The organism is Eggerthella hominis (genome assembly GCF_014287365.1).
Taxonomy (GTDB): Bacteria; Actinomycetota; Coriobacteriia; order Coriobacteriales; family Eggerthellaceae; genus Eggerthella; species Eggerthella guodeyinii.
In genome coordinates, this window is sequence record NZ_JACOOA010000002.1 from 339,608 (window position 1) to 353,062 (window position 13,455).

At 66.2% G+C, this 13,455-nt stretch carries 11 protein-coding genes; 2 read left to right on the forward strand and 9 right to left on the reverse strand.

Annotation, left to right across the window (positions count from 1 at the left end):
- Positions 1–155: 155 nt before the first annotated feature.
- The gene (locus H8S61_RS06220) at positions 156–1,868 is read left to right on the forward strand and encodes an FAD-dependent oxidoreductase (RefSeq protein ID WP_186938349.1); all 1,713 of its coding nucleotides are present in this window, start codon (positions 156–158) and stop codon (positions 1,866–1,868) included.
- Between the two features lie 92 nt (positions 1,869–1,960).
- Here the strand turns inward: H8S61_RS06220 and H8S61_RS06225 are convergent, their stop codons facing one another.
- The 6 genes from H8S61_RS06225 to H8S61_RS06250 all read right to left on the reverse strand — a co-directional run bounded on the left by H8S61_RS06225 (position 1,961) and on the right by H8S61_RS06250 (position 9,711).
- A complete protein-coding gene (locus tag H8S61_RS06225) occupies positions 1,961–2,314 on the reverse strand; it encodes a 4Fe-4S dicluster domain-containing protein (protein ID WP_160941982.1) in 354 nt (117 codons plus the stop codon).
- A 14-nt stretch (positions 2,315–2,328) separates the two neighbouring features.
- Entirely contained in the window at positions 2,329–4,314 is a 1,986-nt protein-coding gene (locus tag H8S61_RS06230; RefSeq protein WP_186938350.1) for an FAD-dependent oxidoreductase, read from the reverse strand.
- Positions 4,315–4,573: 259 nt separating this feature from the next.
- Complete coding sequence (locus H8S61_RS06235) at positions 4,574–6,031, reverse strand: helix-turn-helix transcriptional regulator (RefSeq protein ID WP_186938351.1); 1,458 nt, start codon at positions 6,029–6,031, stop codon at positions 4,574–4,576.
- A 449-nt stretch (positions 6,032–6,480) separates the two neighbouring features.
- The gene (locus H8S61_RS06240; protein ID WP_186938352.1) at positions 6,481–7,092 is read right to left on the reverse strand and encodes a cytochrome c3 family protein; all 612 of its coding nucleotides are present in this window, start codon (positions 7,090–7,092) and stop codon (positions 6,481–6,483) included.
- Positions 7,093–7,116: 24 nt separating this feature from the next.
- Complete coding sequence (locus H8S61_RS06245) at positions 7,117–7,935, reverse strand: hypothetical protein (RefSeq protein ID WP_186938353.1); 819 nt, start codon at positions 7,933–7,935, stop codon at positions 7,117–7,119.
- A gap of 102 nt (positions 7,936–8,037) precedes the next feature.
- Positions 8,038–9,711, reverse strand: a complete 1,674-nt coding sequence (locus H8S61_RS06250) for an FAD-dependent oxidoreductase (RefSeq protein WP_186938354.1) — start codon at positions 9,709–9,711, stop codon at positions 8,038–8,040.
- 249 nt (positions 9,712–9,960) lie between these two features.
- On the opposite strand from H8S61_RS06250, the gene H8S61_RS06255 reads away from it, so the two are divergent.
- A complete protein-coding gene (locus H8S61_RS06255; protein ID WP_186938355.1) occupies positions 9,961–11,370 on the forward strand; it encodes a response regulator transcription factor in 1,410 nt (469 codons plus the stop codon).
- A gap of 6 nt (positions 11,371–11,376) precedes the next feature.
- On the opposite strand, the gene H8S61_RS06260 is transcribed toward H8S61_RS06255, so the two are convergent.
- From H8S61_RS06260 to H8S61_RS06270, 3 genes are read right to left on the reverse strand one after another with little or no spacing between them, the layout of a single operon-like run.
- On the reverse strand, positions 11,377–12,111 hold the full coding sequence (locus H8S61_RS06260; RefSeq protein WP_186938356.1) for an EthD domain-containing protein: 735 nt from the start codon (positions 12,109–12,111) through the stop codon (positions 11,377–11,379).
- 43 nt (positions 12,112–12,154) lie between these two features.
- On the reverse strand, positions 12,155–12,646 hold the full coding sequence (locus tag H8S61_RS06265) for a nuclear transport factor 2 family protein (protein WP_186938357.1): 492 nt from the start codon (positions 12,644–12,646) through the stop codon (positions 12,155–12,157).
- 15 nt (positions 12,647–12,661) lie between these two features.
- A complete protein-coding gene (locus tag H8S61_RS06270) occupies positions 12,662–13,411 on the reverse strand; it encodes an SDR family NAD(P)-dependent oxidoreductase (RefSeq protein ID WP_186938358.1) in 750 nt (249 codons plus the stop codon).
- Between the last annotated feature and the right edge of the window lie 44 nt (positions 13,412–13,455).

Here is a 13,455-nt window from a genome sequence, read left to right on the forward strand (position 1 = left end):
TGGGAAAACGCAAAAATCTACCGTTTCGTCAGATGCGGTTCGACCCGCCGTTTGCCATGCTGCGATGCAAGGAAGCCGCGCCGAGGGGCACGAAGGGGCACGAGGCCGAGCACGTCGGCCGCCGCCGCGGCTTCAAGCGAACAAGGGAGGATCTCATGAACCAGCCTGACAAGAACACGATCAACCGCCTCAGCCGCCGCTCGTTTCTGACGGGAGCGGCTGCCACGGCCGGCCTCGCCGCCTTCGCGGGGCTCGCCGGCTGCGCGCCGCAGAGCACCGCAGGCGATGCCGCGAACGCGGCAACCGCATCCGGCGCCTCGTCGTCCGGCAGCGCTCCGGTGGGCGCCATGCAGACCACCGACCCCGCCCAGGCCGTGTGGCCCGTGGTGGAAGAGGTGGAGGTGGGCGCCGCCGGCGAGGGCAAAATCGCCTTCGTGGCCGAGCCCATCGCCGCAAGCGACATCGTGGCCACGCACGACGTGGACGTGGTGGTGTGCGGCCTCGGCCCCGCCGGCGACGCGGCGGCGCTGGCCTGCGCCGAGCAGGGCCTCAAGACGGTGGCCGTGGAGAAGCAGACCACCGGCAACTACAACTCCGCCACCATCGGCGGCACGAACTCCAAGCTGCACGAGCACTGGGGCATGACCTACGACACCGACGCCTGGATCAGCGACGCCATGGTGGATTGCGCCTTCCAAGGCGACATGGAGCTGTACCGCCACTGGCTGGAGTCGAACGGCGAAGCCGTGGACTGGTACATCAGCCACTTCGACAACCAGAACCTCGACGACTACCCGCTGACGTTCGCCGCGGGCGACTTCCCCGACTTCCGCGACGAATGGGATCCCACGTCGCTGTCGCGCTCGTGGAACACGTCGCTCAACCTGCCCTACCCCGCCGGCGAGCTGGCCGGTATCCTCGCCGGCATCCTCGAGCAGGCCGGCGTGGAGATCCGCTACAGCTGCCCCGCCTGCCAGCTGGTCACCGACGACTCGGGCAAGGTGACGGGCGTCATCGTGCAGAGCGACCAGGGCTTTGAGCAGTACAACTGCGCGAAGGGCGTGGTGCTGGCAACCGGCGGCTACGAGTTCAACCAGCAGATGCTCAAGGAGCGCTGCCGCCCGCGCGGCGTGCCGGGCAGCTGGCTGACGGGCGCGTTCGGCAACACGGGCGACGGCCATCAGATGGGCCTGGCGGTGGGCGCTGCCGAGGACGAGTTCCCGCACGCCATCATGCTGGACCCCGAGCAGCTCATGCCGTATCTGCGCGTGAACAAGCTGGGCAAGCGCTTCACACCCGAGTACGAGCCGTACGGCCACTTGGCGCTGGCCATCCAGGCGCAGCCGGGCACGTACGACTTCTACGTGGTGGACAGCGCCATCGGCGAGAAGATCGACAAGATCTGGACGCCCAGCTCGTCGTGCTACGGCCCGAAGGAAGTGTGGACCGCGGCCGCCATGAGCGAGAAGGCCCTCAAGGCCGACACGCTGGAAGAGCTGGCGAAGCTCATGGAGGTGCCCGAGGACCAGTTCACGGCCACCATCGAGCGCTGGAACGAGATGGCTGCCGCCGGCAAGGACGAGGACTTCAACTTCCCCGGCGAGATGATGATGACCATCGACACGCCGCCCTACTACGCCACGAAGGAGTTCGCCGACGGCCTGTGCACCGCGGGCGGCCTGCTGGTGGACACCGAGTGCCGCGTGCTGACCAAGGATCGCCAGCCCATCGACGGCCTGTTCGCCATCGGCCTCACGTCGGGCGGCATGTTCTTCAACACGTACCCGCACAACCTGAACTGCCTGAGCCACACCCGCAACTGCCTCATGGGCTACACCGTGGGCAAGGTGCTCGGCGGCAAGGCGTAACCTCGCCGCACCACCTCGCACCAGCATCCGCCTCCCTCCCTCCCCGAGGCTCCCGCCGGCAGCACGCCGGCGGGAGCCTCCGAACAAGCGATCTACTTCGAGCCGCTCCAGCTTCCCGAGCCGGAGCCTTCGGCCGCGGCGGCAGCCGCTTCCTCCGCCGATTTCTCGGGCTGGGCCAGCGTCGCCTCCTTCACCGCCGCCGGCGTGGCGGCGTCGAATGCCGCGGCGCGGGCAGCGGCCAGGGCGTACGACGCCTGGACGAACGATATCTCCAGCGAACGCCCCTTGCAGCCGACGAAGCACTGGCCGCAGCTTTGACAGTTCTCGGGATACGCGATCACCGACTTCATCTCGTTCTCGTCGAAGCGGAACACGTCCATCGGGCACACGGTGACGCAGTTCTTGCACCCGATGCAGTTGTTCAAATCGTAGCGAATGACGCTCATCTCAAACCCCCTCCTTATTTCTTCCAGCTGCCGGACGACTCTTCTTCGGGCAAGCCCTTCGCCTTGGCCTCGCCGGGGAACCTCACGCCGTAGCGCGTGGCGTAGTCCTCGGAACGGTCGCCGGTCCACTCGTCTTTCACGGGAATCTTGTCCAGCGCCATCGAGCCGTCGTCGCCCTTCGTGATGGCGATGTAGCACAGGTACGACTCGTCGTCGCGGTAGGGATAGTCGGAGCGGTAGTTCGTGCCGCGGCTCTCCTTGCGCTCCAAGCTGGCGCGCAGCTTCATCTCGGCGGACAGCACCTTGTGCTTCATCTCCAGGCACAAACGCTGCTGATGCGGGTTCGTGGCCTGCAGCTTGGGGATCACCTTGTCGCGCATCTGTTGCACCTGCACGAGCGCGGCGTTCAGCGATTCCTCGGATTTCGAGATGAGCACCCACCACGGCGCCATGATGGCGTGCAGCTGGTCGCGGGCCCAGTCGGGGCTGAAGCCCTTCTCCATGGCCAGCGGCGCCTCCACCTCCGCCTTCACGGCGTCGATCGTCTCCTGCGGCACCTTGGCCTCGACGGCGCCGGCGGCGTACGCCGCGGCGGCCTTTCCTGCGATGTCGCCCTGGATGGACGTGAAGTTCGAGGTGAAGCCCACGCCCACCGGGTATGCGGAACCCGTCACCGCGCAGCCGTTGATGCCGTCGCCGGCCACCCACAGGCCCGGGATGCCCGTGGCGCCTTCGAGGTCGTCGAAGCCGCACCACACGCCTGACGAGAAGTGGGAGCACATGCCCACCGCGGCGCCGTAGCAGTCGCCCTTCGGCTTGGGGCTCATCATCTTCCCGATGCGGATATCGTCGTCCTTGCCGCTCAGGCTGCCGCCGCGTCGCCCGATGTCGGCCGCCGCCTGGTCTTCGATGTTGGTGCCGTCGTTGGCGGCGAGACCGTTGATGGTGTTGGTCACGCGGCCCATGACCATGGTCTTCTCTTTCGTCTGCGCGTAGCTGACCGCCGTATCGGCCGTGATGTCGCCGCCGCACAGCCAGATGTTCTCGAGCCAGTCCCACGAGTTGGTGACGAAGGAGTCGCCCGACGCGTACGACGCGGTCACGTGGAAGTCGTCGTACTCCTTGCCTACGATGGGAAGGCCCAGGTTGTAGGCGATGTACTCGCCATCGAACGTGTCGCCGCCCACCGGGTAGCCGGTGGGTTTATAGCACCCGCCGCCCATCGCCATGACGACGGACTTCGCGTGGAAGGTCATCACGGCGCCGCTGGGCACGTGGAAGCCCACGGCACCCGTCACCCGGTCGCCGTCGCGCGCCACGTCGACCACCATCGTGTAGCTGACCACCTCGATGCCGTTCTGCTCGAGCAGCGGCAGCCAGCGCGCATGGCGATCCTTGTCGGCGAACGCCTCGTGATAGCCCTGGAAGTCCAGGTCGTCCCAATACTCGGTGTCGACGCAGCGGTCGAACCGATCCATGAGGCCCCATCCCGCCAGGCGCTCGTACGCCTCCTTGGAATGGTCGATCCACATCTGGTACCAGTCTTGGTTGCTCACGTATTCCGAGCCGATCATGATGCTTTTCTTGAACGCGTCGGCATCGTCGCCCATGTCGGGGTCGAACCACCGATGCGAGCTCGGCCAGGGCGACAGGCCCGAATAGCCCGGGCAGCCCTTGTCGACGAGCACCACGTTGGCACCCGCTTCCTTCGCCGCCATCGCCGCGTTGAGCCCCGCGAACCCGCCGCCGATGACCAGCACGTCGCACTCGTACGTCGTGGTGTCGGGCGCGGCCGCTTCCGGCACGGGCAACTCGACCGTGGTGCGCGGCTCGCCGGTCGCGGCGTTCGCCTCGCTGCCGCTGGCGGTGGCTGCCGTCTGCGGCGCGCAGCCTCCGAGGGCCGCCATCATGCCCAGGCTGCCCGCGGCCAGGCCTCCGGTGCGCAGGAACGCGCGGCGCGACATGCCTTCGGGGGTGATCCCCATCCTCTTCTCGCTCATAGACCTCTCGCTTCCTCCCAAACCCCGCTCGGGGGCGTGTTTGCCGCCGAGGAAAGCGCGGGCGCACCGTCGGATCCGGCCGCGCCGCATGCGCCTCGGCACCGCGAGCATCCGGCAGAACGCGGCCTGCGCGCATCCTACGAAACGTATAAACGAGGTTGAAAAAGGGAAAGCGGAGTTGTACGAAACGTACAAAGGCCTGATGGGAAGCGAGTTGTCGGACGTTTGGACCTGCAGGCGACCGTTGATCGCCGCGCCGTCATTGGACGCGGTACCCGTCGATCAGCGCGATGAGCTCCTGCTTGGAATGGATGCCCAGCTTGCGATACACGTGCGACAGGTGCGCCTTCACCGTCGACTCGGACACGATGAGCGCCTCGGCGATCTTCTTCGCCGAGTAGCCGCGATACGTGTACACCACCACGTCCAGCTCGCGCTGCGTGACGTCGAACGCGCCCGTAGCCTCGCGACACAGGTTCTCCTGCCAGCTGTCGCCCTGGGCCTCGGCCTGCGTGGCCATGCGCCGCGAGAACGACACGAGCACGCCGATGCCCACCGCCGCCGCGGCGAACGCGCCCGTGGCCGCGACCGGCGTCACAAGCGGCAACTCGGCCAGCAGGCCCAGCACGCCGCTGCGGTACATCACGTCGAGCGCAATGAACTGCGGCACCGCCAGCACGAACACGCCGAACAGCCCGAACACCAGCGGCGCCGACAACCTGCGCCGCGCCCCCTCGTACGCCAGCGTGGCCGCCAGCAGCACCTCCACGCCGTGCTCGGCGGCCACGAGGATGCGCTTGCACACCAGCACCCCGTCGCCCGCGGGATCGCCAAGCGTCACCATCAGCAGCGCGCCCATGTACACCAGCGTGAGGACCGCGATGGCCGTCACCACGTTCGAGAACGTCATGCCCTTGCGCGCGAACAGCCCGGCCAGAAAGCCCGTCACCGCAAGGCCGGCGAGCGCCGTCACCAGCTGCGGCATGAGGCCGAGGCTCCCGGCGCTCGACACGCCCGTCCCCATGGTGGTGAACGCCCGCACCGCCACCACGCCGAAGTAGATGAACACCGCGCACAGCGCGAGGACGCCCCACGGCAGCACCTTGAGCGAGGCGAAGCTGTGGGATGCGGGCTCGCGGTAGGCGCGGCGGGGGCCGAAGGCGAAGCAGATCGCCGACAGCGCGGGGCACGCGCACGAGAACAGGGCGAGGGCGCCGTTCCCGACGATCAGCAACAGGCTCCACAACAGGCTGAACAGGCAATACGACAGGCAGATGTACATCACGGAGCGCTCGATGCCCTGCGCGCTGGCGAACGCGAACCAGCTGATCGAGAACACGGCCACGTACAGCGCCACCAGCGAGATAGCCACGCCGCTCGCAGCTTCGGAGAAGGTGCCGAACAGCGGCGAGCAGAACAGCATGACGCTTCCCGCCAGGCCCGCGACGCCCGCGACGGCGCGGATGACGGGCAGATGGGCATCCAGCTTCCCCATGCGCCCGCGCAGGGCGATGGCGATCGCCAGGAACAGCACGAGCATGATGGAGTACACCATGTGCTGGGCCGAGACGGCGCCCACGTTGGCGCCGTCGAACTGGGGCGACAGGGAGAACGGGTAGTACGGGGACACGTGCACCGAGAACCACAGCAGCGCCATGCCCGCCAACGGCACGACGTCGGCCTTGCCGAGCGTATGTTTCCCCTTGTTCCCTTCCATAGCCCTAGAGTATACCACCGCCACTTGCGTACCTCATGAGGTGAAACGTCCGAATGGCCTCGATGGCGCATTGACGCCCAGGGGGGGGGCGTGCCAAAGACGGCGTGCCAAGAAAGCGTGCCAACACCCCCGTCCCTTTGGCACGAACACCTTTGGCACGAACAGGGTTCCCGAGTTATGCACCCTCGTGGCATCAAAAACCCTCCAAAAACGCCGGGTCCCTGAGTTATGCACCCTCCTGCACGCCTCTCACGCTATGCGATCAACTTGCGACCTGGGGATACGCCATACTCCCAATCATGAAGCACTTGCGCGAACGCGATTCGGCCTGCCAATGGGGTGCATAACTCAGGGACCCAGACGCGACGATGCCCCTTCTTCTCTTTGACGCACGGCTGAATCAACCGCAGCGCGTGAACGGGTTCGCGCGCTGCGGAATGCTGGACGCTTTAGCTGTGGCAGGTGTGGCATTCGTAGACGCCGGCGTGATGGCAGCTTGCGCAGGCGTCGGCGGCGTTCTCGTCCGGCGTGGCCTCCTCGTGCATGGTGTGGCACTTGGAACAGACGAGTTTGTCGTGCTCGCTGTTGCCGGGAAGCTCGTGCGGGTTGACCGTCAGGCCGTTGTCGTCGGTGAGCACCGTGAGGTCGGCGGTTGCCGCGGCAACCTCGGCCTGGTCGTGGCACGACAGGCACGCCTCCTTCGACACGTCGGTTTTCTTGAGCTTCTTCGGCACCTGGTAGTCGTTCATGTCCACCTCGGCGTGCGCGCTCTCCAAGCCCGACGTGTCGGTGTGGCAGGATGCGCAGGCCAGGTCGCCGTGACTCGCGGATATCTCGCAGGCGGCGTTCGTCAGCGAGTCGCCCTCCGCCGTGTGGCACGTGGCGCACTCGGCGTCGGCCGTCCAGGTGAACGACAGGCCCGCCTGCTCGCTGGCGTTGGCTTTCGCCGCATCGCCCGCAGACTCCTGCGGCGCGCAGCCCGCCATACCGAGCGCGCTCGCGCCCGCCACGAGGCTGATGGTCATCGCCAGCACCGCGACCGTGCATACTCGTTTCTTCATGGGTCCTTCCTTCTTCCGTTGTCGCTAGGCCGCGATCTCGGTGCCCTCGAACGTGCCGGGCGCGGTTTCGAGGTAGTTCGGGTTGCTGCCGCCCGCATTGCCGGAGAACGTGGCGCCGTTGTTCGCCACCACGCCGCCTTCGCTGACGATGGCCGCCGCGTCGCCCGAAGCGGTGCACTGCGATATCTCGCTGCCCGCCTCCAGCGTGAGGTACGCGTCGGAGCCCACCACGTGCACGGCGCTGGCGCCGCTGGCCGCGTTGCCGCCGGTCAGCACCGCGCCTTCGTCGAGCGTCAGGCGGCCCAGGTCGGACACGAGCACCAGGGGGCTCTCGAGCGCCGCCGCGCTCGTGCCGTCGAGCACGACGTTCTTGAGCGTCACGAACCCGTCGGTGATCTGGAGCATGGGGCCCGCGTCCGCGTCGCCGCGCACGATGGAGAACGGGGCGTCGCCGTCGCTCTTCACCGTGATGGTGGTGCGGAAGCCCACCTTGGGCACGGTGCCGTCGGCCGACAGCGGCGCGTCGGCCAGCAGCGTGACCGTGCCGCCGCCGTTCTGGTTGGCCTGCTCGAGCGCCTCGCCGAAGGTCTTGAAGTACGAGGATATGTACTTGCAGGTCATACCCTGCTCAAGCGCCTCGGCGTCCTTGTCCTGCTTCTCGGTTTTCGCGGGCTTGTCGGCCTCGCTAGCCGCCTGGTCCTGCGCGGCGGCCCCCGGTGCGTCCGCGGCATCGGTGGATCCGGCGCCCTGGTCGCTCGCGCAGCCCGCGAGGGCAACCGCCAGCAGCGCGGCGCACAGCAGCGCGCACGTTTTCTGGAACAATGAGAGCTTCGTCAAAGTCATCGGAGCATCCTTTCAAAATCGCTCGCCTTGCCAGCGGGCTCCCGGGGAGGGAGGGAGCGGGAGCCGCCGGCAAGGGAGTTCGGGTAATGCGAGATCAGCGGGCTACTTTGCGTCCCACGGCTCAAGCGTCATGGCGTGCTGCGCGGCGATCATGCCCGACGACAGCGCTTCGAAGATGTTGCCCAGACAGTACACGAAGCCGTTGAAGGAGCCGAACTCGCCGCAGTTGTACAGGCGCGGGATGGGCTCGTAGGCCGGCGACATCGTTTGGCAGTTCTGGTTGCGCACGGGGCCGCCCTGCGTGTTGATGCTGGAGAAGCCCAGCTCGATGGCGTAGTAGGGACCGTCGCCCAGCGGGAGCATGTGCTTGGCGTCGCGCGCGAACTCGGGGTCTTCGCCCGCCGCCGCGTACTCGTTGTACTGCGCCACCGTGGCCTTGAGCGCTTCCGCGTCGATGCCGTTGATGGCCTCGTCGGCGGAACGGCAGGGGCGCTCGGCCTTGATGTTGGCCGCCAGCTCCTCCAGCGTGTCGCCCTTGAAGATCCAGCCCTTGCTCACGGCGTCGTCGTTCGTGCCGAACTCGAACCACGGCTCCTCGGGATGGTGGTAGTTGTACACGCCGGCGTACGTGTTGATGATCCCGGCACGGCCGGAGCCTTCCCACAGCGGCTTCTCGTCGAAGAACGCCTGGTCGAACACCAGGAAGAACGGCAGATGGCGGTAGTCGCACGCCTTGGCGTCGAAGTCGAGGCCCGTGATGTGCTCCATGTCGTGGGCGCCGGTGCGATCCTCCTTCATGAAGCGCTTGCCGTTGTAGTCCACGATGAGGTAGTTGTACGGCTTGATGCCGTCCGTGGCGTCGGTGGAGATGGAACAGTTCGCCTCCTCGGAGGGCTGCTTGAAGCACAACGCCGCCCACTCGAGGCCGTGCATGTGCCACAGGTCGGCGCCCACGCTCTGCGCCAGCGCGAAGCCGTCGCCCTCGTTGTTCGGCGTGCCCCAACCGTACACGCGCACGCCGGGGTTGTTGTAGTTGTACTGGATCCACGGGTTGTTCTCGTAACCGCCGCAGCACAGCAGCACGGCCTTGTTCGCCTTGTACGTGAGCTCTTCGCCGTCGGGGCCCTGCGCCACCACGCCGCAGACCTCCTTCGTGTGCGGGTTCTGGATGAGGCGCGTGGCGCGGTTGCTGAGGCGCACGTCCACGCCGTAGCCCTCGGCCACCTCGTCGAGCTCCTCGAACAGGTACATGCCCACGATGCCGTCGCGGCCGGACACGTAGCCGCCCTGGTACTCCTTCGGGCGCTTGTGGCCGTCGTTGCTCTCGTCGACCCAGTCGATGTTGATGCCGTACTGCTCGCACCACGCGGGCAGCTGCTGGGACTTCTGCAGGAATTCCTTCATGTCGTCGTCGTTGCGCACGGTGCCGAAGGCGCCGTGGTTGAACGTCTTCCACCACTCGTCGACGTCAACCTCGGCGCACGTGTGGATGTGGCCGCCCGAGCACCCCGTCGATCCGCCGTCGCGCTCGGCCGACTTCTCCAGCACGATGGCGCTCACGCCCGCGTCGGCCGCGGCGATGGCGGCGGTGGAGCCGCATCCGCCGTAGCCCACGATGACGAGATCGGCCTCGTCGGTCCACGACGACGGCATCCATTCTTCGCTTGCCGAGGCGCTCGAGCACCCCGCGAGCCCCACGGTGGCCACGCCGGCCGCTCCGGCCATCGCGAGGCCGGCACCTTTGAGAAAGCTCCTGCGGGAAAGATCGGTTTTCATGGTATCGCTCCTATCTCGTACCCTTCCTTGTGATCCGAGGCGGGGCGTCTCCTCGCCTCCGTCGCCCTCGGAACGCTTTCGATTCTTGCAGGGACGATCGGCAAAATCACTCCATGAACTGGGTGGGAGCTCTACCCGAAAGGTGTGGTTCTGGATTTCACCCCCGAATCAGGCCGTGCGACGGGGATGCGTTGGGTATGATGGCGGTGCGGCAGGGGAAGCCGGTATCGCAGGAGGGGGTCCGACGATATGACGAATATTCGCGCGCAGGTTTTCGGGTCGGCGGCGGCGCTGCCGCTGCTGGGGCTCAGCCTCATCTTCGCCTGGGTGTACGCGCCGCTGCTCGTGGGCGAGCAGTTCTATTTCTTCCATCATTTGGGGTTCGGCTGCACGCTGGTGGCGTTGGCGCTCGCGGTGTCGCTGCGCCCACAGCCGACAGCGGCGAGCGCGCGCGTCGTGTGCACGGCATCGCTGCTGGCCACGTGCGCCATGGGGCTCGTGCCGCTCGCGCTGTTCGTGCCGGGCTCCGCCAACGTCGCGTCCATCGTGGCGGGCGGCCTGCTCAGCGGCGCGGGCACCGCGTGGATCCTGGGGCGCTGGTTCTGCCTGCACTGCCGGTTCCGCACGGAGCTGGCCGTCAGCTACACGCTCATGGCGTTCTCGCTGTCGTCGTGCATCCGCTTCGCGCTCGTGCCGCTGTCGCAACTCTCGCCGCTGGCGATGCTGGCCGTGCTGTGCGTGCTGCCGTTCTGCTCGCTGTTCCTGGCGAACCGCTGCGAGCGCGTGGACCCGGGCCCGCTCGCGCTGCGGAAATCGTACGACGTGACCGCCCCGGCCTCCGAGAAGCCGCCCTTTTCCGGCACGATGGGCTTCTTCGTGGAAATCGTCATCTACGGTCTCGTGTTCGGGGTGCTGCGCAACGGCATCTCGGAGTGGTCGAACGACTCGACGTCGCTGTACGTGGGCCACCTGTTCCGCATCCTGCTGCCGGTGCTGCTGCTGGCGTGGATCACCATCCCGCGCAGCGACGAGCGCAAGGAGCGCATCCTGCGCGGCGCACTGCTGGCGTGCGCGTTCTGCGTGACCGTGGGCATCTTCTTCGGCGACTCACCCACCGTGGTCATCTCGTCGCTGACGCTGGCGGCGCGCAACTTCGTGACCATCCTGCTGTACCTCATGCTGTACCGCACCGTGCGCGATTGCGAGGCGCATCCGCTGGTGGTGTTCGGCATCGGGCGCGGCGTGTACGAGCTGGCGCTCACCGTGGGGCTGCTGCTGTTCAGCGTCACCGACGTGTCGTCGTTCATCGCCTCGATGCCCATCACCACGTTCTACTTCGTCATGACGTGCGTGCTGTTGCTGCTGCTCAACAGCTTCTCGCGCATCACGGCGGTGATCCGCCGCACCCCACCGGCCGCCGAGGCCGCGCTGCACGATTGCTCGCTCGACGAGCGCTTCGCCGCCGTCGCCGCGCGCTACCAGCTGTCCGAGCGCGAGACGGAGGTGATGCGCCTGCTGTGCCGCGGCCGCACGAAGCGCTACATCGCCGAGACGCTGTACCTATCGGAAGACACCGTGCGCTGGCATTCCAAGCAGCTCTACCGCAAGCTGGAAGTGCACAGCAAGCAGGAGCTCATCGACCTGGTGGGCATCGAATGACGCAGTCTACAGGCAATACCCTCCGTGCGCCGATCCGTCCACCACGGGATGCGTCTCGACGAGGTACGTGTCGACGGAGCCGATGAACTCGGACCCGTGAGCCGCCAAACGCTGGAACTCCTTGGAACCGTAGAAGCATTCGAAGGCGTCCCTGTCCTCGAAATAGAGCTCGGCCATGCCGTCGCAGGGAAGCTGCTCGCTCGAGACGCTCGCTCCGTCGACGAAACGGTCGATCACGAGGTTCTGGTTATAGCCCGCGTGACCGGGAACCGCCTCGACCAGCTTGGCGTGCGCATAGCACCACTCGCGCCGGAACTCCGCAGCGCTCACGCCCTCCGCCTTGCTCAGGAACGACACGCGATGGACGAGGCTCTTTCCCCTCAAGTGAGGAGGGACTTCGCGCACCACGTTGCGGGAAAACACCAGGATGTCGCACAAGCGCTTCTGCAAGAGGATCTCGGCGTCGTCGAGAAGGGCGTTGCCGGTCTCAGCATCCAACGACCGGACCCCTTCGAGCATCTCGCTGTACGTGTCGAAATGAAGTTCGGAATAGCCGTCGATATCGATGCCGCCTCCCCCGATCGGATGGCGATGCTCGTTATCGACCACGAGGTTCTGGTTGTAGATACGCAGGTTCTTCATCCCCGCGGCAATCGGCCCATGGATATGCAGCCAATGATGCGCGAAGGATTCCCGGGTGAAACCGTCGTTCTTCTTCAGCAATCCGCATCGAACAATCACTGCTCGCTCCCTTCGCCGGGCCGGCTTTGCGCCGGCCCCGCCCTCACATCATGAAAACCCGGTACGCGTTCGCGCAGTCTTCGGAGCGCTTCTTGATGTTGGCCTCGCCGCGCAGGTACGTCAGGGACATCTCGGTGAAATACCATCGGCCGTCGATCTTCGCGTACGCGTTGTCGTAATGGGCGCGACCCACGAACTCGCCGCCGCGCTGAGCATCGTACAGATCGTCTTGCAGCGACCAATGGGAGATGGCCGTGTCCTCGCCCGTCAGCTCGATCCAATGATGGTGCCCCTGATGGCTCGAGGTGACGTCGTCGGTGAATTTGGCCTGCATCGTGGCGAGCATCCCCTCGCGCCCTTCGTAGCGCCCGCCCGTCGTGTTGTTGACGAACACGAAGTCCTCGACGAGGCAAGCCCGCAGGCCGTCCCAGTCTTTCGCATCGAGGGTGTCCCAGTACCGCGCCTGCAACCGCTCGATAGCCCTCATGTCCTCCAGGGCCCCGATGCGCTTCTCCAGCTCCTCCAGCGTTGCCATTGCGCCTCCCTTCCGCTAGGTCAAGCTGAACCCGCCCTCTTCGTAGATCGTCTCGCCCGTGATGAACGAGGCGTCCTCCGAGGCCAGGAACAGGGCGACGTTGACCATCTCCTGCACTTCGCCGTAGCGTCCGAACGGCATCTTCGCCAAGAACGCAGCACTGCGCTCGGGATCGTTGATCGTCCCGGCGGCAATGCGCGTCTTCGACGTGCCGGGGGCGATTCCGTTCACATGGATGTCGTACTTCGCCAGCTCGAGCGCCATCACCTGCGTGAGCATCTTCACGCCGGCTTTCGAGGGGCCGTACGGGGCGATGCCGCTGATGGTCTTGCGGGAGCTGTTCGAGCACGTGTTCACGATGTAGCCCTTCACGCCCAGCTCGACCATTGTGCGCGCGACGGCTTGGCCGACGTAGAACACGCCGTTCAGGTTCGTGTCCATCACGTCGAGCCACCCCTCCCTGCTGCATTCCAAGAAGGGCTGACGATGGCAGATGCCGGCGTTGTTCATCAGCACGTCGATGCGCCCGAAGCAATCGACGACCTCCTGCACGCTTTCCTGCACGCGATCGTAGTCGCGCACGTCGCAGTGCACGCAATAGACGCGATCGTTGTCCCCGAACACCTCCTCCATCGTGTCGTCCTCGATATCGAAGATGGCAACCTGGGCGCCCTCCTTCACGAACTGCTCGACCATGCCGCGCCCAAGGCCGTTGGCGCCGCCGGTAACCAAAGCTATCTTGTCCACGAACCGCTGCTTTTCCATGATTCTCCTTATTGCTTATCCTTCGTTATCCCAGAAAACGTCGA